The 19,784-nt window shown below is 64.4% G+C and carries 16 protein-coding genes; 5 read left to right on the forward strand and 11 right to left on the reverse strand.

The window, feature by feature from the left end; genetic code table 11:
* The coding region (locus tag E8F20_RS14830; RefSeq protein ID WP_280284388.1) for a retention module-containing protein at positions 1-1,998 on the reverse strand (1,998 nt) is incomplete at its 3' end.
* A gap of 339 nt (positions 1,999-2,337) precedes the next feature.
* Here E8F20_RS14830 and E8F20_RS14835 point away from each other — a divergent pair.
* The 3 genes from E8F20_RS14835 (at position 2,338) to E8F20_RS14845 (ending at position 7,302) form a co-directional block, all read left to right on the forward strand.
* On the forward strand, positions 2,338-3,690 hold the full coding sequence (locus E8F20_RS14835) for a TolC family outer membrane protein (protein WP_280284389.1): 1,353 nt from the start codon (positions 2,338-2,340) through the stop codon (positions 3,688-3,690).
* A 107-nt stretch (positions 3,691-3,797) separates the two neighbouring features.
* Positions 3,798-5,954, forward strand: a complete 2,157-nt coding sequence (locus E8F20_RS14840) for a type I secretion system permease/ATPase (protein WP_280284390.1) — start codon at positions 3,798-3,800, stop codon at positions 5,952-5,954.
* Entirely contained in the window at positions 5,944-7,302 is a 1,359-nt protein-coding gene (locus E8F20_RS14845) for an HlyD family type I secretion periplasmic adaptor subunit (protein ID WP_280284391.1), read from the forward strand. Before E8F20_RS14840 ends, E8F20_RS14845 begins: the two co-directional genes overlap by 11 nt.
* A gap of 69 nt (positions 7,303-7,371) precedes the next feature.
* Here E8F20_RS14845 and mmsB read toward each other — a convergent pair whose 3' ends face one another.
* The 5 genes from mmsB to E8F20_RS14870 form a co-directional block, all read right to left on the reverse strand.
* Complete coding sequence (gene mmsB, locus E8F20_RS14850) at positions 7,372-8,256, reverse strand: 3-hydroxyisobutyrate dehydrogenase (protein ID WP_280284392.1); 885 nt, start codon at positions 8,254-8,256, stop codon at positions 7,372-7,374.
* 43 nt (positions 8,257-8,299) lie between these two features.
* Complete coding sequence (locus E8F20_RS14855; protein WP_280284393.1) at positions 8,300-9,403, reverse strand: enoyl-CoA hydratase/isomerase family protein; 1,104 nt, start codon at positions 9,401-9,403, stop codon at positions 8,300-8,302.
* A gap of 23 nt (positions 9,404-9,426) precedes the next feature.
* Positions 9,427-10,245 carry an enoyl-CoA hydratase gene (locus tag E8F20_RS14860; RefSeq protein ID WP_280284394.1) on the reverse strand — a complete coding sequence of 273 codons (819 nt, stop codon included), beginning with the start codon at positions 10,243-10,245 and terminating at the stop codon, positions 9,427-9,429.
* A gap of 10 nt (positions 10,246-10,255) precedes the next feature.
* On the reverse strand, positions 10,256-11,419 hold the full coding sequence (locus E8F20_RS14865) for an isobutyryl-CoA dehydrogenase (RefSeq protein WP_280284395.1): 1,164 nt from the start codon (positions 11,417-11,419) through the stop codon (positions 10,256-10,258).
* A gap of 64 nt (positions 11,420-11,483) precedes the next feature.
* Positions 11,484-12,977: a CoA-acylating methylmalonate-semialdehyde dehydrogenase gene (locus E8F20_RS14870; protein WP_280284396.1), complete on the reverse strand. Its 1,494-nt coding sequence runs from the start codon at positions 12,975-12,977 to the stop codon at positions 11,484-11,486.
* A gap of 131 nt (positions 12,978-13,108) precedes the next feature.
* Here E8F20_RS14870 and E8F20_RS14875 point away from each other — a divergent pair, with 131 nt between their 5' ends.
* Positions 13,109-13,990, forward strand: a complete 882-nt coding sequence (locus tag E8F20_RS14875) for an AraC family transcriptional regulator (RefSeq protein ID WP_280284397.1) — start codon at positions 13,109-13,111, stop codon at positions 13,988-13,990.
* Between the two features lie 144 nt (positions 13,991-14,134).
* On the opposite strand, the gene E8F20_RS14880 is transcribed toward E8F20_RS14875, so the two are convergent.
* Entirely contained in the window at positions 14,135-14,977 is an 843-nt protein-coding gene (locus tag E8F20_RS14880; protein ID WP_280284398.1) for an HDOD domain-containing protein, read from the reverse strand.
* A gap of 109 nt (positions 14,978-15,086) precedes the next feature.
* Here E8F20_RS14880 and ung point away from each other — a divergent pair, with 109 nt between their 5' ends.
* Positions 15,087-15,782 (forward strand): uracil-DNA glycosylase, encoded by a 696-nt coding sequence (gene ung, locus E8F20_RS14885; protein WP_028626333.1) that lies wholly within the window; start codon positions 15,087-15,089, stop codon positions 15,780-15,782.
* A gap of 4 nt (positions 15,783-15,786) precedes the next feature.
* Here the strand turns inward: ung and E8F20_RS14890 are convergent, their stop codons facing one another.
* From E8F20_RS14890 to E8F20_RS14905, 4 genes are all read right to left on the reverse strand, one after another.
* Positions 15,787-16,647, reverse strand: a complete 861-nt coding sequence (locus tag E8F20_RS14890; protein ID WP_280284399.1) for a DUF6279 family lipoprotein — start codon at positions 16,645-16,647, stop codon at positions 15,787-15,789.
* Between the two features lie 113 nt (positions 16,648-16,760).
* Positions 16,761-17,783: an AbrB family transcriptional regulator gene (locus tag E8F20_RS14895; protein WP_280284400.1), complete on the reverse strand. Its 1,023-nt coding sequence runs from the start codon at positions 17,781-17,783 to the stop codon at positions 16,761-16,763.
* Entirely contained in the window at positions 17,776-19,284 is a 1,509-nt protein-coding gene (locus tag E8F20_RS14900) for a tripartite tricarboxylate transporter permease (RefSeq protein WP_280284401.1), read from the reverse strand. Before E8F20_RS14900 ends, E8F20_RS14895 begins: the two co-directional genes overlap by 8 nt.
* 1 nt (position 19,285) lies before the next feature.
* Positions 19,286-19,729 carry a tripartite tricarboxylate transporter TctB family protein gene (locus tag E8F20_RS14905; protein ID WP_280284402.1) on the reverse strand — a complete coding sequence of 148 codons (444 nt, stop codon included), beginning with the start codon at positions 19,727-19,729 and terminating at the stop codon, positions 19,286-19,288.
* Positions 19,730-19,784: the final 55 nt, after the last annotated feature.

The raw sequence follows: 19,784 nt of genomic DNA on the forward strand, positions 1-19,784 counted from the left end.
GCCGTTGGCATTGATCACCAGCGAGCCGACGCCATTGATGGTCGCGGTCTGGCCGGCCAGGTAACCGGTTCCGCCGAAGCTGAAGCCGGTAACGGTCAGTGTATCGCCGTCGGCGTCGTTGTCATTGGTCAGCACATTGCCGCTGGCCGGAGTGTCTTCGGCCACGGCATTCGGGCCGTCATTGTTGGCGACCGGAGCATCGTTGACCGGGCTGACGTTGCCGAAGCTCAGCTCTCCGGTATCGGTGGCGGTGCCGTCGGTAACGGTATAGGTCGCGGTCGGTACCGGGCCGTTATAGTTCGGTGCCGGGGTGAAGGTGAAGCTGCCGTTGGCGTTGATCACCAGGGTGCCAACCCCGGTGAGGGTGGCAGTCTGGCCTGCCGTGTAGGTGGTGCCGTTCACTTCGAACTGGGTGACGGTGAGGCTGTCGCCTTCTACATCGCTGTCGTTGGTCAGCACGTTGCCGCTGGCCGGGGTGTCCTCGCTTACCGGGACCGGGCCATCGTTACCCGCTTCGGGGGCATCGTTCACCGGGGTGACGCTGATATCCAGCGTCGAGCTGCTGCCGGTGTTGGTGACGTAGGTGACCTGCGGCACTTCGCCATTCCAGTTGGCCACCGGGGTGAAGGTGTAGTTGCCGTTGGCGGCGATGGTCAGGGTGCCGACGCCGGCGATCACCGCGCTGGAACCGGCGGTGAAGCTGCCGGTGACGCCGGACACGGTGAAGCTGGCAACGATGAGCGTGTTATCCACATCGCTGTCATTACCCAGCACGTTGCCGGTGGTCGGGTTGTCTTCGGCCACGGTGTTGCTGTCGGGGTTCAGGACCGAGGCATCGTCCACCGAGGTGACATCGGCGAAGTTCAGTTCGGCGGTATCGGTGGCGGTGCCGTCGGTGACGGTATAGGTCGCGGTCGGTACCGGGCCGTTGTAGTTCGGTGCCGGAGTGAAGGTGAAGCTGCCGTTGGCGTTGATCACCAGGGTGCCAACCCCAGTGAGGGTGGCGGTCTGGCCGGCGGTGTAGGTCGTTCCGCCCACCGTGTATTGGGTGACGGTGAGGGTATCGCCGTCGGAGTCGCGGTCGTTGGTCAGCACGTTTCCGGTGGCGGGCGTGTCCTCGGTGACCGCAGTCGGGCCATCGTTGGCTGCAACGGGGGCATCGTTTACCGGATTCACGCCAATGGTGACGACGATGGTGTCGGTGCCGCCTTTGCCGTCATCGACGATGACCGTGAAGTTGTCGGTGCCGTTGAAGTTCGGGTTGGGCGTGTAGGTGTAGGAGCCATCCGGGTTGACCGCCACGGTGCCGTTGCGCGGGGCGTCGCCAGGCGCATAGGTGAGCGGGTCGCCATCGGGGTCGGTGGCCCCCAGCTGACCTGTGATCGGGGTGTCTTCGTCAGTGGTAATGCTGGCGTCCTGGCCGAGCGGGGACGCGTTAGGGCTATCCGGAACGTCAGGGGTGGGCTGCTGGTCATCATTCGTCGGAAGCGTGGCATCCACGGTCGGAGTGCCGTCCTCTTCGACCAGCGCTTCGCCGGCCAGAGGTTCGGTTCCGGTGGCGAAGCCAATGGTTGGGTCGACCCGGTCCCCCGTTGCATCCAGCATCACGAAACTATGGCCGCCACCGGCGGCACCACCGCCAGCGCCACCCGCACTCGGGCCTGCCGCAGTGGCTTCGAGTTCCTTGGTTGGGTCGACACCCGCCTCGATGGCCTTCTGCAGCTGTGCAACGTCATCGGCGGGTGTCTGCGTGGCCGGCTGGGACGCCTGGGCTCCAGTGCTGGCGTCCGCATCGGATTCGCTCCACTGGCTATCTCGGCCGAGGTCGACGGTGCGGCCATCGGTGAGTTCGAGCGTCACCATGCCTTCGAGGCCGGTCTGCAACTGATCGCCTTTGAAGAGTCTGTCGCCTTCGATGAGCAGGCGCTGGATACCCTCGGGCGACATGGCAAATACCTGGCCGACAATGCTTTTGACGATCGCAACAACACTGCTCATGGGGTGACTCTCCTGGAGTGGCTCTCAGCTGGCTTGTCGTCGCTGGGGGTCGTTCCGTCGACGACCAAGCGCAGGACTGACATTCCTTTTCTATAGTTAAGACGTGGCGTAAAGGTGGCGCCAATTAATTGGCTTATTACGATTGGCTATTGGAGATATGCCAAAGTATTGACCAATTGACTCCCATCCTAAACAATCGGCTGCATGCTGTCACTTTGATATTCATTGCTCGTCCCGTGCCGTAAAGTGTGGCTCGTGTCACGCCGGCCAGGCCTCGACTAAGGGCCGTTTCCGGTGAAGTTTCCGGACCTCCAATTCAACGAAAAGGATGCCAAGAACATGCGTCTGCGCTTCTCCACCATTCTCCCGTTCGCCCTGGCTGTCAGCCTGCCCGCCCACGCTCAGAGCCTCTCCGAGGCAATGCAACGTGCCATGGATGCCCATCCGGAGATCCAGGCTGGGGTGAACAGCCGTCTGTCGGCCGACAAACAGCTTCAGGCGGCCAAAGGGGGGTATCTGCCTTCGGTGGACCTGCTGGGGGGATATGGCCGTGAGGGCACTGACAACACCACCACTCGCGCCACCGGCGACGACCACTGGAAGACCATGACTCGTGGTGAGTCCAGCCTGCGTCTGCAACAGATGGTATTCGACGGCTTCGCCACCAAGAACGAGGTCGGCCGCCAGCAGGCCACCGTCAACTCCCGCGCCTACTCGTTGCTCGGTACTTCCGAGCGCACGGCGCTGGACGTGGCCCAGGTCTATATCGACGTGCTGCGCCGCCAGGAGATGGTGCGCCTGGCCCAGGAAAACCTGCGCAGCCACGAACGCATCTTCGACCAGATCACCCTGCGCAGTGAGCGTGGGGTAGGGCGCCTGGCGGACCAGGACCAGGCAGAAGCTCGCCTGGCCCAGGCCCGCAACAACCTGATCACCGAACAGACCAACCTGAGTGACGCTCGCACCAATTTCTACAGCGTCGTGGGCGAGGATCCGGTGGAACTCAGCGAGCCGGCTGGCCTGCCGGGTCAATTGCCGGAGTCCCTGGAGTCGGCTCGCCAGACCCTGCTTGCCAACAGCCCGATCCTGCGCTCCGCCGAGTCTGATGTCGCCGCTGCCGAGAAGCAGTATGACGCCGCCAAGTCTTTCTTCTATCCGCGCTTCGATGCTGAATTGTCCCGTGGGGCGGACAATGACCTGGACGGCGAGAACGGCCACGTCAACGAATGGCAGGCAATGTTGCGCATGCGTTACAACCTGTTCGCCGGTGGCAGCAACAAGGCTGACCTGGAGTCCAAGGCCTATCAGATCAATGAGGCGCTGGACATCCGCAACAACGCCCTACGTGTGCTGAACGAGGAACTGGGCCTGTCCTGGAATGCCCTGAACAACGCCCGAGAGCAGGTGCCGATTGCCCAGCAGTACGTTGACTACAGCACCCGCGTGCGTGCGTCCTACCAGCAGCAATTCAGCATCGGCGAACGTACCCTGCTCGACCTGCTGGACAGCGAGAACGAACTCTTCACTGCCTCGCGTCGCTTGGTGGATCTGCGTTACACCGAGCTGTTTACGCAGTACCGCATCAAGGCGACCATAGGCGAGTTGCTGAAGAGCCAGGGAGTGGTGGCACCGATGGCAACGGTCGTACAGACCGAACTTAAGCCAGAGGCAACCCTTCCCGGTTTGAACTGAATCCTGGATCCCACCTGCACCGCCAGGGCGAAGCGCCTACTTCGCCCTGGCGGTGAGTCCGGCTCCAGGCAGAGTCTTTCGTAGAACCCAGAGCAGAGTGCCCAGGCGTGGATCCAGAAGTCAGCCCGATTCAACTCAATACCGATCCCCGTGGGCAGCATGACGATCCGTTGCTGGATTCGCTGCTATCCCTTTGCGTCCTGCACCGCAAACCCGCCAACCGGGCCATGCTCACCAGTGGCCTGCCACTGCCTAAACAGCGCCTGACTGCCGAACTGCTGCCCCGCGCCGCGGCCCGTGCCGGTCTGCAGGGACGCCTTCTGCAGCGTCGCCTGGAGCAGATCCCGAAGATCGCGATGCCCGCGCTGCTGCTGCTCAAGGAAGGCCGTTGCGCGGTGATGCTCGGCTGGAGCGACGATGGAACTGCTCGCCTGCTACTCAGCGAGAGCGATGGCGGCGAGGTGAAGATTTCCCGCGAGTTGCTGCAGGAGGACTACAGCGGCCAGGTGTTCTTCGCCCAACCCCAACACAAGTACGACCTCAACCAGGGCAGCCTGATTCCGCGAACCCAGTCCTGGTTCCGCGACACCCTGAAGCGCTCGCGTTGGCTCTACATCGATGCCGTCGCCGCGAGCCTGCTGATCAACCTGATCGGCCTCGGCGCGCCGCTTTTCGTGATGAACGTATACGACCGCGTAGTGCCCAACCAGGCCGCCGCGACCCTCTGGGTGCTGGCCATCGGTATTTCTGGCGCCTACTTCTTCGACCTGTTGCTCAAGACCATGCGTGGCCTGTGCCTTGACCTGGCTGGCAAGAAGACCGACCTGATCATCTCCGCCACCTTGTTCGAGCGCATCGTCGGCATGGCGATGAAGTACCGCCCGATGCGGGTCGGCAGCTTTGCCCAGAACATCCATGAATTCCAGACGCTACGGGACTTCCTGGCCTCGCTGACCCTGACCAGCGTCATCGACCTGCCGTTCACCCTTTTGATCCTGCTGGTTATCGGCCTGCTGGGCGGGCATCTGGTCTGGGTTCCGATCCTTGCCTTCCCGTTGGCCATGGGCATCAGCTGGTTGTTGCAGAAACCGCTGGTGGCAACCATGGATCGCACCATGGCGCTGGCCGCCGAACGCCAGTCGAGCCTGATCGAAACCCTCGCCGGTCTCGATGCGGTGAAGGTCAACAACGCCGAGAGCGACCGCCAGTACCTCTGGGAACAGACCATCGGCACCCTTGGCCGCCTCGAGCTGCGGGTGAAGATGCTCTCCAGCCTGGCGATGAACCTGACACTGATGATCCAGCAACTGGCCGGCGTGGTGATGATCGTCGCCGGCGTGTACCTAATCATGGACGGGGATCTCAGCATGGGCGGGCTGATCGCCTGCTACATGCTCAACGGCCGTGCCCTTGGACCGCTGACCCAACTCTCTGGCCTGCTCACGCGCTATCAGCAGGCGCGCCTGACCATGATTTCCGTGGACCAGATGATGGACCTGCCCCAGGAGCGCCAGGAGGGCGAGCAACCCCTGGTCCGTTCCAAGCTGCAGGGCAGCCTTGAGCTGCGCCAGATCAGCTTCACCTACCCGCATCAGCAGATCCCGGCCCTGAGCGACGTCAACCTGATCATCCGCCCGGGCGAGAAGATCGGCATCATCGGCCGCAGCGGTTCGGGCAAGAGTTCCCTGGCCAAGCTGATCGTCGGGCTCTACCAGGCTGACTCCGGCAGCCTGCTGGTGGACGGTACCGATATCCGTCAGTTGGACGTCAGCGAGCTGCGCCACAACGTCGGCTATGTCCCTCAGGATATCCAGCTGTTCAGCGGCACGCTGCGCGACAACCTGATGTCTGGCGCCCGTTACGTGGAAGACGAGTTGGTGTTGCAGGCGGCGGAACTGTCCGGCGTGCACGAATTCGCCCGGATGCATCCGCAGGGCTATGAGCTGCAGGTCGGGGAGCGCGGGCAGAACCTCTCCGGCGGCCAGCGGCAGAACGTTGCCCTGGCGCGTGCCTTGCTGCTCGATCCGCCGATCCTGCTGCTCGACGAACCCACCAGCTCGATGGACAACCCTGGCGAGGAGCGCCTCAAGGAACGCCTAGCCTCGGTGATCGCCAACAAGACCCTGTTGCTGGTCACTCACCGCGCCTCGATGCTTTCGCTGGTGGATCGCTTGTTGATCATCGACCGTGGCCGGGTCATTGCCGACGGCCCGAAGGAAGCGGTCATGGAAGCGCTGAAGAAGGGGCAGATAAGTGTCGCATAAGGGCTTCGGCGCGCTGCGCCAGTACTTCAAGGGCGGTGACTCGCTGTCCGATCAACCGCTGCCGGAGGTCAATAAGGCCCTGGTGGAAGATGCACCGCGCGTCGTGCGGCTGACCATCTGGACCCTCATTGGCTTCACCCTATTCATGGCGCTCTGGGCGCACTTTGCCCAGGTGGATGAAGTCACCCGTGGCGAAGGCAAGGCGATTCCCTCCTCGAAGCTGCAGAAGGTGCAGAACCTGGAAGGCGGTATCGTGTCCGAGCTCTTCATCCACGAGGGCCAGGTGGTGGAAGTGGGTGATCCGTTGCTGCGTCTGGACCCGACCCGTTTCGAATCGAACGTTGGCGAGACCGAGGCTGACCGCAACGCCATGCAGCTGCGGGTCGAGCGCCTGAGCGCCGAGGTTGACGACCGTCCGCTGGAGATTTCCGAAGCGCTTCGCAACCTCGCCCCCGAGCAGGCGGACAGCGAGGACGCCCTGTACCGCAGCCGGCAGCAGCAGCTTCAGGAAGAGGTGGCCGGCCTCGAGGAGCAACTGGTGCAGCGCCGCCAGGAACTGCAGGAGTTCATCTCCAAGCAAGGCCAATACCGCAACAGCCTGCAACTGCTGCGTCAGGAGATCGCCATCTCCGAGCCCCTGGTGGCCCAGGGTGCGATCTCCAAGGTGGAAGTGCTGCGCCTGCGCCGTGCCGAAGTGGAGAACCGAGGCGAGCTGGAAGCCACTAGCCTGGCGATTCCCCGCGCCGAGTCAGCGATCAAGGAAGCCGAGCGCAAGATCGCCGAGACCCGCTCGCGCTTTCGCAGCGAGGCGCTGGCCCAGTTGAACGAGGCGCGTACCGAGCTGAACAAGGCCAACGCCACCGGCAAGGCCCTGGAGGACCGGGTCAAGCGCACCCTGGTCACCTCGCCGGTGCGGGGTATCGTCAAGCAGTTGCTGGTCAACACCATCGGTGGCGTGATCCAGCCGGGCAGCGACTTGGTGGAGATCGTGCCGCTGGACGACACACTGCTGGTAGAAGCACGCATCCGGCCGCAGGACATTGCCTTCCTGCACCCCGGACAACGCGCCATGGTCAAGTTCACCGCCTATGACTTCACCATCTATGGCGGGCTGACCGCCGATCTCGAGCAGATCGGCGCGGACACCATTACGGACGAAGACGGCAACAGCTTCTACCTGATCAAGTTGCGCACCCAGAAGAGCCACCTGGGTAGCGACCAGAACCCGCTGCTGATCATTCCCGGCATGGTCGCTTCGGTGGATATCATGACCGGCAAGAAGAGCATCCTGAGCTACCTGCTCAAACCCATCGTCCGCGCCAGGGCTGAGGCTCTGCGCGAGCGCTGATCGAGCCTTTGGGGTGGATAGCGCACTTCTATCCACCGCCTACGGGTTCCCGCCCAGCGCCTCCTGATCTCACTCAGCGAACAGCTTCTGCACCACCGAGAAATCCTTCTTGCCCTGGCCCTGCTTGAGCAGCAGGCGATAGAGCTGCAGCGCCAGGGCGCCCATGGGGGTGCTGGAGAGGCTGTGCTGCGCGGTCTCCTGGGCCAGGCCCAGGTCCTTGGTCATCAGCTCGGCCATGAAGCCGCCGTCGTAGTCCTTGCTCGCCGGTGCGTTGGGCATCACGCCCGGCCAGGGGTTGTAGCGTTCCAGCACCCAATTGCCGCCCGAGCTCTGGCGCATGATCTCGGCGAGGATGGCCGGGTCCAGGCCGTTGGCCACGCCCAGGGCCATGGACTCGGCGGTACCGATCATCTGCACCGCCAGTAACTGGTTGTTGCACACCTTGGCCACCTGGCCGGCGCCGTCAGGGCCGGCGTGGAAGATGTTCTTACCCATGGCCTCGAAGACCGGCCGTGCCTTGTCCAATGCCGCCGCTTCGCCGCCCACCATGAAGGTCAGGGTGCCCGCCGCTGCGCCAGCGGTGCCGCCCGATACCGGCGCATCCAGCAGCTCGATTCCGCGTGCCTTGGCCGCCGCATGCACCTTGCGCGCGGATTCCGGGGCGATGGTCGAGCATTCCAGCAGCAGGCTGCCGGGGACGATGGACTCCAGCAAGCCGCCGTCGCCCAGCAACAACCCTTCCACATGCTTGCTGGCCGGCAGCATGGTGATCACCACCTGTGTACCGCTGACCGCGTCCCGCGCATCCTGCGCTGGCTTGGCCCCTTCGGCCGCCAGCTCGTCGATGGCGGCCTGCACCAGATCGTAAACCCGGAGGTCATGACCGGCCTTGAGCAGGTTGCGGGCCATGGGCAGGCCCATGTGGCCCAGTCCGATAAAGGCGATCTTGCTCATCGTGGTTCTCCTTGTCCGGTGCTGTGCGGTAGCGATCAACGTGTCAGAGATCGTCCAGCGGGTGCCGGCCTTCCCACACCGGCTCGAAATGGGCATCGATCACCGCACGGGGAATGGCCGCCACATCTGGCCAGTGCCAACGCGGCGCGTTGTCCTTGTCGATCAGCCGTGCGCGGACGCCTTCGGGAAACTCCGGGTGGCGGCAGCAGTTCAGGCTCATGGCGTATTCCATGCGGAAGACGTCGGCGAGCGACAGGTGCTTCGCCCGGCGGATCTGTTCCCAGACCAGGTGGGCGGTGAGCGGGCAACCTGCGGCCAGGGTCTTGGCGGCGCGGGCCAGGGGCACATCGCTGTCGTGTTGCAGGGCGGTCATGGCTTTCCAGGCCGCCGGCAGGTCAGCTACATCCAGCAATTCGTCGATGCGTTTACGCCGTGGCAGCCACTGGGCTTCCGGCAATTGGCTGCGCGATTCGTGCTCCAGCGCCTTGAGCAGGCTGTTGAGCTGGGCGTTGGGTTGGTCTTGCCAATTGAGCTGGACCAGGCCGGCGAGCAGGGCATCCTGCTGGTCTTCCAGGAGGAATCGGTCGGCCAGGTCGAGATCCAGCGCGTCGTGGGCGTTGATGGTGCCGGCGCCCAGGCCAAGGAACAGTCCGAGCTTGCCGGGCAGGCGGGCGAGGAACCAGCTGCCGCCCACGTCGGGGTAGAGGCCGATGTTGATTTCTGGCATCCCAAGGCGGCTGGACGGGGTGACGATGCGGATCGAGGCTCCCTGCATCAGACCCATGCCACCACCTAGCACATGGCCATGGGCCCAGCAGATCAGCGGCTTGGGAAAGGTGTGGATGCGGTGGTCGAGACGATACTCGTCGGAGAAGAAGCGACCGGCGAGCGGCGGCACCACGCCAGGCTGCTCGCGGCAGGCGTCCACCAGTTTGCGCACGTCGCCGCCGGCGCAGAAGGCCTTGGGGCCATTGCCGCGCAGCAGCACACAGACGATTTCCGGGTCTTCGGCCCAGGCGCGCAGTTTGGCGTCCAGGGCCTCGATCATCGGCAGGGACAGGGCGTTGAGGCTGGCCTCGGCGTCCAGGCTGGCGATGCCGATACGGGCACCGTGCAGGCCGCTGCGTTCTTCGAAACTCACATTCATAGTCGTTCTCGTCCAGCGTTCGGTCATTTGTTGCGCCAGTGCGCGTCGCGTTTTTCCAGGAAGGCGTTGACGCCTTCGCGGGTGTCGTCGGCGTCGAACAGGTCGACGAAGCGCTCACGCTCTTCTGGCAGCCAGCCGTTCGGCCCACGCTCCCGTGCGCCCTGAATCAACGGTTTGATGGTGCGTACGGCAACCGGGCTCTGCCGCGCCACCTTGGCCGCCAGCAGCAGGGCAGTGCCACGGGCTTCGCCGCTGTCCACCACCTGTTCCACCAGGCCAATGCGCAGGGCGGTTTCCGCATCCACGCGCTCGCCGCACAGGATCATCCGCTTGGCCCAACCTTCGCCCACCAGCCAGGGCAGGGCCTGAGTACCGCCGGCGCAGGGCAGCAGGCCCACGGCGGCTTCCGGCAGGGCCATCTGCGCCTGGCGCTCGGCGATGCGGATATCGCAGGCCAGAGCACATTCCAGGCCGCCACCCATGGCGTAGCCGTTGATCGCGGCGATGGACACGCCACGGAAGTCGCGCAGGGCCTCGAAGGCTTCGCCGAAGCGCCGGGCCATTTCACGGGCGCGGGCCTTGTCGCCATCGGCGAAGAGATTGAGGTCGGCCCCGGCGCTGAAGAACTTCGGCCCCTGGCCGGTCACCACCAGGGCATAGATGTCGTCGTCGCGGTTGAGGTGCTCGATCAGTTGTTTGAGGCCGATCAGCGACTCGCGGTCCCAGGTGTTGGCTGGCGGGTGGTTGATGGTGATCAGCGCAGTGTGGCCGTGCTTCTCCACCGTCAGCTTGTGGGTCAGGTCGAAGATTCCGGGCTGATAGGGTTCTACGGCAGTGCTCATGTGCATCTCCTTACAACAGACGGTCAAGGGTTCCGCCCTGTTCCAGTAAACGGCGCGCCACGATGACGCGCATGATTTCATTGGTGCCTTCGAGGATCTGGTGCACCCGGGTATCGCGCACCCAGCGTTCCAGAGGATAGTCGTTCAGGTAGCCGTACCCGCCGTGCAGTTGCAGGGCTTCGTTGCACAGCTCGAAGCACTGGTCGGTGGCAAACCGCTTGGCCATGGCGCAGTAGAGGCTGGCCTCCGCGTGGCGCTGGTCCAGGCGGTGGGCGGCCAGGCGCACCATCTGCCGGCTGGCGGTGAGCGCGGTAAGCATGTCGGCGAGCTTGAACTGCAAGGCCTGGAAGTCGGCCAATGGCTTGCCGAACTGCTTGCGCTCCTCCACGTAGCGCAGGCTCTGTTCCAGGGCCGCCTGGGCGGCACCAAGGGAGCAGCTGGCAATGTTCAGGCGGCCGCCGTCCAGACCCTTCATGGCGTAGACGAAGCCTTCGCCTTCCGGGCCGATGCGATGGCCAGCCGGGATTCGCACCCCCTCGAACGTGATGGTGCGGGTCGGCTGGGCACGCCAGCCCATCTTGTCTTCGTTGCGACCGTAACGGATGCCTTCGGCATCGGCCGGCACCAGGAAGCAGGAGATGCCCTTGGCACCGTCCTGCCCAGTACGCGCCATAACGATCAGCACCTGGGTGCTGCCAGCGCCGGAGATGAAGCATTTGCTGCCGTCCAGCACGTAGTGGTCGCCGTCGCGGCGGGCGCGGGTACGCAAGTGGGCGGCATCGGACCCGGCATCCGGTTCGGTCAGGCAGTAGGAGGCCAGCAGTTCGCCGCTGATCAACCCGGGCAACCAGTGTGCCTTCAGCTCGCTATCGCCGAAGGAGGCGAGCATCCAGGCGGCCATGTTATGGATGGTCAAGTAGGCGGTGGTGGCCACGCAGCCGGCGGCCAGTTGCTCGAAAATCAGCGCGGCCGACAGTCGGGACAATCCCAAGCCACCATCGTCTTCGCTGATATACAGCCCCAGGTAACCCTGTTCGGCGGCCCGGCGGATCACCTCCAGCGGGAAGTGATGGTCTCGGTCCCACTCCGCTGCGTGAGGGGTGAGCTCATGACTGGCAAAGGCGCGGGCGCTGTCCACCAACAGGCGTTGTTCTTCGGTGAGGTCGAAATCCATATATCGTTTGCCTGTGCTCGGTTCCGTAGCGATGCTGCGCACCGCTTTGCGAATGAATTCGCCCCTACTTCAGGTGGATGGTCATGTTCGGGCCAGTGACCGGTGTGTCATCGAACCAGCGCGTGGTGACCGTCTTGGTCTCGGTGTAAAAGCGCACCGCCTGCTTGCCGTAGGCGTGCAGGTCGCCATAGAACGAACCCTTCCAACCGGTGAAGGAGAAGAAGGGCAGGGGTACCGGAATTGGGACGTTGATCCCCACCTGGCCGACCTCGATCGCGTGCTGGAAGTGCCGCGCGGCCCCGCCGGAACGCGTGAACAGACTGGTGCCGTTGCCGTAAGGGTTGGCGTTGACCAGGACGATGGCCTCTTCCAGGGTCTCTGCCTCCATGCACAGCAGCACCGGGCCGAAGATCTCCTCACGGTAGAGGCCCATCTTCGCCGTCACGCCGCGGAACAGCGTGGGGCCCAGCCAGTTGCCGTTCGGGTAGCCCGGCACCTGGCATTGAGAACCGTCCAGCAGGCATTCGGCGCCTTCCGCCTTACCCTCGGCGATCAGCCGCAGCACACGCTGACGGGCCTGTTGGCTGATCAACGGGCCGAAGGCCGAATGGGCATCTTTCCAGTGACCGGGGCGCAGTTCGGCCATCTGCGCTGCCAGTTCGGGAATCCACTGGCGCGCCTCTCCCACGAAGATCGCCACGCTGATGGCCATGCAGCGCTGGCCGGCGGCGCCGCAACTGGCGCCGACCAGGTTGCTCAGCACCTGGTCCTTGTGGGCGTCGGGCAGTATCACCATGTGGTTCTTGGCGCCGGCAAAGGCCTGTACCCGTTTCAGATGGGCGGTGCCTGTGCGGTAGATGTGCTGACCTACCGGCACCGAGCCGACGAAGGAGATGGCACGCACGTCGGGATGGGTGAGCAGGGCGTCCACTTGCTCGCGGCCACCGTGGATAACCTGCAGCACGCCCTTGGGCGCACCGGCTTCGATGAACAGCTCGGCAAGGCGGTTGGGGGTTAGCGGGTCTTGCTCGGACGGCTTGAGGACGAAGGTGTTGCCGCAGGCGATGGCCAGCGGAAACATCCACAGCGGGATCATCGCCGGGAAGTTGAAGGGGGTAATGCCGACGCATACGCCCAGCGGTTGTACCCAACTGGCCGTATCGATCTCGCGGGCGACGTTCTCCACCGTCTCGCCCATCATCAGGCTGGCTACGTTGGCGGCGTGTTCGGCCACTTCGATTCCGCGCCAGACGTCGCCCTTGGCATCGGCGAAGGTCTTGCCGGTTTCACTGGCCAGCAGTTCGGCCAGTTCGTCGTGATGGTCCTTGAGCAGTTGCTGGTAGCGCAGCATCAGCCGGGCGCGCTCCGGCACCGGGACTTCGCGCCAGCTCTGAAAGGCATCCTTGGCGCTGGCGACAGCGGCCTCGATCTCCTCGGCCGTGGCCTTCGGCGCAAGGGCCAGGACCTCCTGGGTTGCCGGGTCGGTGACTTCGATCAGCTCGCGAGCACGGCTTTCGCGCCATTCACCGTCGATCAGTTGTGGAAGTGTCTTGGCCATCTGGTCCTCCACCCGTAAGACGGGACCTTGTCGTTTCTTGCTTTTATAGCGGCCGCCGAACCAGTTGTGGATTGACGATCTTGGTTGCGGGATGGACGATCTTGGTATTGCAGGCCACTACAAGAACGACCATGAGCCGCTCCGTCGAGACATCCAACTGGCCCCTGCCGGCCAATGGCGTGCGCTTCACCACGCCGCCCCGGCTGCGCCGTCAACTGGCCCGTCATCCGTTGACTTCCGCTTGTTATCCGCTGGCCCTGGGCTATTACCCGGAGGCCTTGGGGCACCGTATGGAGCGCCTAGAACCGGAAGACAGCCTGCTGATCTACTGCCGTTCCGGGCAGGGTTGGCTGGAAAGCGGGGATGGACGATTCGAGGTGGCAGGGGGTGACCTGCTGCTGTTGCCCAAGGGCCGTGCCCATGCCTATGGCTCGGACGCCTTGCGCCCCTGGAGCATTTACTGGGTGCATTTCGAAGGCGAGCTGGTGGAGGACTACCTGCGCCCCCTGGGCCAGTCGGTCATGCGTCGGATCGGCGTGCAGCCGAGGTTGCTGGCGGACCTGGATGGCCTGCTGGGACTGCGCAAGCAAGGCTTGAACCTGCCGCATTTCGTCCATGCCGCCCATCAATTGCAGACCCTGCTGACCTCCCTGGCAGTACTGCCGGTGCGGGGCTATCTCAAGTCCGGCCGCGTGCTGGACGTGGACGCGGTACAGGCGGTGATGCGTGCCCATCTTCACGACAGCCTCAACCTCGACCAGTTGGCGGCGCAGTTCAAGCTGTCGCGCTTCCACTTCGCCAAGACCTACCGAGCCCTGACCGGCCATGCGCCGATCCAGGACTTCATTCAACTGAAAATGGCCCATGCCTGCCGCCTTCTCGACGAAGGCGATCTGGGGGTGAAGCTGATCGCCGAGCAGTTGGGTTACGAGGACGTCTACTACTTCTCGCGGCTGTTCCGGAAGGTGGTGGGGATGGCGCCCAGTCATTACCGGGCCTTGCACCAGGGGTGATTGGGTGGAGCAGAACCCGTGAGGGAGAATTCATTGGCCAAGCAGCCGTTGGGCTACCTCCCGAGTCTTTGTAACCCCACCATTCTTCATTCCCGTTCCATACATGCGCCGGTGGGTGTGTGGGAGGCGCTGCGAACAAGCCCGTCAGTCGGTCTCCACCGGTCGCCCACCCAGCAACTTCATCCATAACGCCACGACTTCCGCCAGTTCGGCGCGTAGTACTTGCGGTGCCGGCAGCTCCATGCGCTGGTAGGCGGGCAGCCGGGCCAGGCGATCATCGTCGCGGGGTTCTTCCAGTAATTGGCTGGCGACCTGCACCACGTCCGCGAGATCCACCGGGCCCTTGTGCTGGCGACACCAGTCGCGGCGCAGGCGGGCGCAGTCCTGCAGGTTGCCGGGCAGTTTCCAGGCGGTGAGCAGCAGCACGCCAACTTCGGCGGAGAGTTGTTCACAGAGACGCTGCAGGTCGACTTCCAGGCGTGACACTTGTGGCCATTGGTGCAACTCCTTCAGCAGCGGCAGGCTGCCGACGTCCTGCAGCAGGCCGGCCAGCAGGGCGTCTTCTGCTTCCAGGTGGGGCAGGTGTTGCGCCAGGCCGGCGCTGAGGGCTGCGCGTTGCAGGCTGAGACGCCAGCGCTTGTTGAAGACTTTTTCCAGGCTCGGTTCGCTGCCCTCGTACAGCTGCCGAAGTTCAAAGGCCAGCACCAGGTTGGCCAGACGCCTGCCGTCCAGTTGCTGTACCACGTCCGTCAATTGCCCGCCGGGGTGGATGTGGCCGAGCAGGGGCAGGCTGGCGAATTCCTTCAGGCGATCGGCCAGCGCGGGACAGGCCTCCAGGAGGGCGCTGGCTTGTTCGTGGGTGGCTGCGTCCGCCGTCTGCAGCTGGCGCAAGCGCAGGGAGACCCCCGGCATCGGTGGCAATGCACCGGCGTCCTTGAGAAAGCGCTCGTAGAGCGCGAGTTTCACGTTGTCGTGACGGTTATCCATATGGGATTGCTCCTGGCGTCCTTGATTGACAAGGGTAGTGGGCATTTCTTAGGGTGCCCGACCATCGGGCGGGAAGCGCCCCGGCAACCGCCACGGAACAGATAAAGCGATGACTGAAAGCGACGACCGGATCAAGCTCGAAGCGAGCTGGAAAGAAGCCCTGCGGGATGAGTTCGACAAGCCCTACATGCAGGCCCTGAGTGAGTTCCTGCGCCAGGAGAAGGCCGCCGGCAAGGTGATCTTCCCGCCGGGACCGCTCATCTTCAATGCGCTTAACTCCACGCCGCTGGAACGGGTGAAGGTGGTGATCATCGGCCAGGACCCCTACCACGGTCCGGGCCAGGCCCACGGCTTGTGCTTCTCGGTGCAGCCGGGCGTGCCAGCGCCGCCGTCCCTGCAGAACATCTACAAGGAGCTCAAGCGCGACCTGAACATCGAGATTCCGTCCCATGGCTACCTGCAGTCCTGGGCCGATCAGGGCGTGCTGATGCTCAACACCTCCCTCACCGTCGAACAGGCCCGCGCCGGTTCCCACGCCGCTGCTGGCTGGCAACCCTTCACCGACAAGGTAATCGAGGTGGTCAGCCAGAGTCGTCCGCGCCTGGTGTTCCTGCTCTGGGGTTCCCACGCGCAAGGCAAGGAGCGCCTGATCGACCCCACCAAGCACCTGATCCTGAAATCGGCGCATCCGTCGCCGCTGTCGGCGTACCGGGGCTTTCTCGGCAACGGCCACTTCAGCCGCTGCAACAAGTTCCTGGCCCAGCATGGGCTGGAGCCGATCGAGTGGAGCCTGCCCGCGCTCTGAGCGGTCAGCGCGGGTAGCAGGCCAGGCCGCGCAGGTCGCTGGCCAGGTCGGCCAGGCGATTGTCCAGGTGCTGGCGCTGGTCCGTCTCGGCCTGGTTTAACAGGTCGGCAAGCAGGCTGGCGAAGGCTTGGAGCTGCTGGGCCTCGAATGTCCGGAACGCTGCGGTCCCGTGGGCTTTCGGGGACTGCAGCAGGCTGGTCAACTGCGCCTGGAAGTCCGGGTTGTGACGTGTGTACAAGGTGCGGCGCAAGGCCAGTTGCCAAGCCTGGCGATTCTCCATCCAGATCCGGTTGTACTCGCCCTGGGCTTTTGACCACTTGGCGATCCTCGCCCGCTGGCGGGCTGTGGTCCGGCCCATCCAGTCTTCAACCCGGTCCACCATGCGCTGGGTGCGTTGGTCCACCTGCTCGGTCATGGATGGCGCCAGGTACTTGTCGTGCAGCGCCTCGTTCTTCTCGTCCATGGCGACATAGAGCTCACCCACTTGCCTGGGGCTCAGGTTTTCGGTCAGCCCAATCACGGTTGGCGTGATTTCAACGGATATGCGCTTGATCGAACCCTGCACATTGTCGATCCAGCCTTGCACCGTGGTTGGTTCCAGGTGCGGTTGCTTCGCCTGAAGGCGGACGCTTTCCAGCCAGTCGACATAGATCGGTAGTTGCGTGCGGCAATGCCATGCCAGGTGCTGTTGCAAGTGAGAGTCCAACCATTGCTCCTGTCGGTCGTCGAGCGTGACGTAGCTCTTGACCCACAGGGGAATGATCAGGTCGAGGTTGCGGTAGGCCAGATCGAGACGGCTGCAGGAGGCCAGCAGCAGGGCGGTAACGAGCAGCAGGAGACGAAGCGGTGCGATGCGTCCGGACATGGCGGTCAGCCTTGGCAACCATCGGATAGGAAGAGCATAGGCGCGTCTTGTTGCGAATGATTTCGCACCCGCAACCGGATGTTGCCGGAGAAAAAGAGCCCGCACGAGGCGGGCTAAGCGTGGGTCTCTTGCTTCTTCCATTGCCGGAACACCGGCTCGGCGAGGAACAACACCAGCAGCAGTCGCAGCACCTGCAGGGCGGTGACCAGAGGTACCGACAATTGCAGCGCTTCAGCGGTGAGGCTGAGTTCGGCGATACCGCCCGGCATCATGCCCAGCATCAGCGAACGGTGGTCGAGCCCGTCCAGCCAGCCCAGCAGCTCTGCAGCCACGGCGGCGAAGGCCATGCCCAGGGAGGTGGCCAGCAGTGTGCGGGCAATGAAGGAGGGCGCGCGGCGGAAGAACGCGCGATCGAAATGGCAGCCCAGGGCAATGCCGATCAGCCACTGGCCGAGTTGGCTGGCGCCTTGCGGCAGGCCCAGCTGCAGGTCGAAGCCGATGCTCATGGCAGCGCTGACCAGCAGCGGTCCGATCAGCCAGGGGTTGGGTTGGTGGAAGCGCTGCATCAGCGCAGCCAGCAGCGCGCCGCCGGCCAACAGCGCCGCAAGCCAGCTCCAGTCCACGGTTGCGGCCTGGTGCTGGGCGGCGGGAACGCCGAGAAAGAACTGGAACAGCGCCGGCACGCTCAGCACCACCAGCAGCAGGCGCAGGCTCTGGCCGGCGGCGACGCGGCTGAGTACAGCGCCGTTACGCTGGCCGAGGTTGACCATCTCACTGGCGCCACCCGGCATGCTGGCGAAGAAGGCGGTGGCGCGGTCCTCGCCGCTGCGCAGCATCAGGCTGATGCCAATGACGCTGGAAAGGGTAGTGGCCACGGCTCCGATCAGGATGATCGCGCTGTTGGCCAGCACCTGTTCGATCACCGCTGGAGTGAAATGCAGGCCGATGCCCACGCCCACGATCCACTGGCCGCACTTACGTCCGCCGGGGACTTCCGCCAGTGGCAGATTGCCGATGCAGCGTATGGCGATCACCGCCAGCAGCGAGCCCACCATCCACGGCAGCGGCCAGCCCACCAGGCTGGCCAGCCAGCCGCCGACGGCACCCACCAGCGGCGTCAGCAGCCACTTAGGCATGGGCCAGCTTCGCCTTGGCCCGAGCGCGCATCCAGCGAATCCCCGGCAACGCCAGCATGATCGCCGTCAGCACCCAGAGCGCTATGGTGATCGGGCTGCTCCAGAGAATGCCGAGGTCGCCATTGGTGATGGACAGGGCACGGCGCAGGTTGGACTCCATCAGCTCGCCCAGGACGAAACCGAGGATCAGCGATGACAGCGGGAAGTCCATCTTGCGCAGCAGGTAGCCGAACACCCCGAGGGCGGCCATCAGCACCAGGTCGAAGGTGGTGCTGTGTACGGCATACACACCGACGACGCTGACGATGGTGATCGCCGGCACCAGGATCCAGGTCGGCACGCTGAGCATGCGTGCGAACAGGCCCACCAGCGGGATGTTCATCACCAGGAGGATGACGTTGCCGATGAACAGCGACGCGATCAGGCCCCAGACGACGTCGGGCTGTTGCTCGAACAGCAGCGGGCCGGGGGTGATGTTGTACAGGGTCAGGGCTCCGATCATCACGGCGGTCGTGCCCGAGCCCGGCACGCCGAGGGTCAGCATGGGGATCAGCGAGCCACAGGCCGAGGCGTTGTTGGCCGCTTCCGGAGCGGCCACGCCGCGCAGGTCGCCTTCACCGAAGCGGCCACTGCTGCCGGCCATGCGCTTCTCGCTCATGTAGGTGATGGCACTGGCGATGGTAGCACCGGCACCCGGCAGCACGCCGATGACGAAACCGGCCAGGGAACTGCGCACGCTGCTCCACCAGGTAAAGGAAAACTCCTTGACGTTGAACAGCATGCGCCCGCTGGCCTTGACCGCCTGCTGGCCGGTGGTGGTGTGTTCGAGCATCAGCAGCACTTCGCTGACGCTGAACAGTCCGATCACCACAATCACGAACTGGATGCCGTCGGAGAGGCCGACACTGTCGAAGGTGAAGCGGTAGACCCCGGTGGTGGCGTCCACGCCGACCGTGGCCAAACCTAGGCCGATCAGCGCCGAGAGCAGGGTCTTGACCGGCTTGTCACCGACCATGCCGCCCAGGCAGGCGATGGCGAAGACCATCAGCACGAAGTACTCCGCCGGGCCGAAGGCTACCGCCCAGTTGGCCAGGATCGGCGCGAAGAGCACGACGCCCATGGTGGCAATGGTGCTGCCGATGAAGGAGCTCATGGCCGACAGCGACAGGGCGATGCCGCCCTTGCCCTGACGCGCCAGGGGGTAGCCGTCGAGGGTGGTCATGATGGCGGCGGCATCGCCGGGTACGTTGAGCAGGATCGCCGAGATGCGTCCGCCGTACTCGCAGCCCAGGTACACGGCGGCCAGCAGGATCAGCGCCGTCTCCGGCGGCAGGCCGAGGGCGAAGGCGAGTGGCAGCAGGATGGCCACGCCATTGATCGGGCCAAGGCCCGGCAACAGGCCGACGACGGTGCCCACGAAGGCGCCGAACAGTGCCACCAGGAGGTTGATCGGGCGCAGGGCGACGTCGAAGCCCTGGGCCAGGAAGTTGAGGGTTTCCATCTCAGTTCTCCAGGAAGGCCAGCAGGCCCAGGGGCAGCGGGACGTCCAGCAGGTAGTCGAACAGGCCGTAGAGCAGCACGCCCATCAGCACGCCGCTGGCCAGACTCGGCAGCGGCCGGCCCATGAACAGCAGGCCGAGGCCGAAACCGACCAGGGTCGTGCTGACGACGAAGCCGAGGGGTTCGAAGAGCAAGGCGTAGGCGAACAGGGCGGCGACGCAGAGTGCGACCTTGCGAGCCAGCGGCCAGGAAATCGGCAAGTCTTCGGTGTCGCCTGGCTTGTACAGAAGCCAGAGTGCGGCCGTTGCCATCAGGAACAGGAGCAGCAGGGGGTAGGCGCGTGGGCCGACCGGGTCGTAGCTGAAGGGGGCCTGGAAGCCCCAGGCGACCACTGTGAGCAGGGCGCAGACGAGCAGCCAGACCGCAGCGAAGATTCGTACGTACATGGCGGTTTACCTAGGAATCATTGATCTCCCCTCTCCCGTTGGGAGAGGGGGCCGG

The sequence above is a fragment of the Pseudomonas sp. BN415 genome (genome assembly GCF_029871195.1).
GTDB lineage: Bacteria > Pseudomonadota > Gammaproteobacteria > Pseudomonadales > Pseudomonadaceae > Metapseudomonas > Metapseudomonas resinovorans.

Bases quoted from the DNA above. Each gene is read 5' to 3' on its own strand.
- E8F20_RS14835 (WP_280284389.1), top strand. From the start codon at position 2,338: ATGCGTCTGCGCTTCTCCACCATTCTCCCGTTCGCCCTGGCTGTCAGC.
- E8F20_RS14905 (WP_280284402.1), bottom strand. From the start codon at position 19,729: ATGTACGTACGAATCTTCGCTGCGGTCTGGCTGCTCGTCTGCGCCCTG.
- E8F20_RS14880 (WP_280284398.1), bottom strand. From the start codon at position 14,977: ATGGATAACCGTCACGACAACGTGAAACTCGCGCTCTACGAGCGCTTT.
- E8F20_RS14870 (WP_280284396.1), bottom strand. From the start codon at position 12,977: ATGGCCAAGACACTTCCACAACTGATCGACGGTGAATGGCGCGAAAGC.
- E8F20_RS14865 (WP_280284395.1), bottom strand. From the start codon at position 11,419: ATGGATTTCGACCTCACCGAAGAACAACGCCTGTTGGTGGACAGCGCC.
- E8F20_RS14900 (WP_280284401.1), bottom strand. From the start codon at position 19,284: ATGGAAACCCTCAACTTCCTGGCCCAGGGCTTCGACGTCGCCCTGCGC.
- E8F20_RS14890 (WP_280284399.1), bottom strand. From the start codon at position 16,647: ATGTCCGGACGCATCGCACCGCTTCGTCTCCTGCTGCTCGTTACCGCC.
- E8F20_RS14875 (WP_280284397.1), top strand. From the start codon at position 13,109: ATGAGCCGCTCCGTCGAGACATCCAACTGGCCCCTGCCGGCCAATGGC.
- E8F20_RS14855 (WP_280284393.1), bottom strand. From the start codon at position 9,403: ATGAATGTGAGTTTCGAAGAACGCAGCGGCCTGCACGGTGCCCGTATC.
- mmsB (WP_280284392.1), bottom strand. From the start codon at position 8,256: ATGAGCAAGATCGCCTTTATCGGACTGGGCCACATGGGCCTGCCCATG.
- ung (WP_028626333.1), top strand. From the start codon at position 15,087: ATGACTGAAAGCGACGACCGGATCAAGCTCGAAGCGAGCTGGAAAGAA.
- E8F20_RS14860 (WP_280284394.1), bottom strand. From the start codon at position 10,245: ATGAGCACTGCCGTAGAACCCTATCAGCCCGGAATCTTCGACCTGACC.
- E8F20_RS14895 (WP_280284400.1), bottom strand. From the start codon at position 17,783: ATGCCTAAGTGGCTGCTGACGCCGCTGGTGGGTGCCGTCGGCGGCTGG.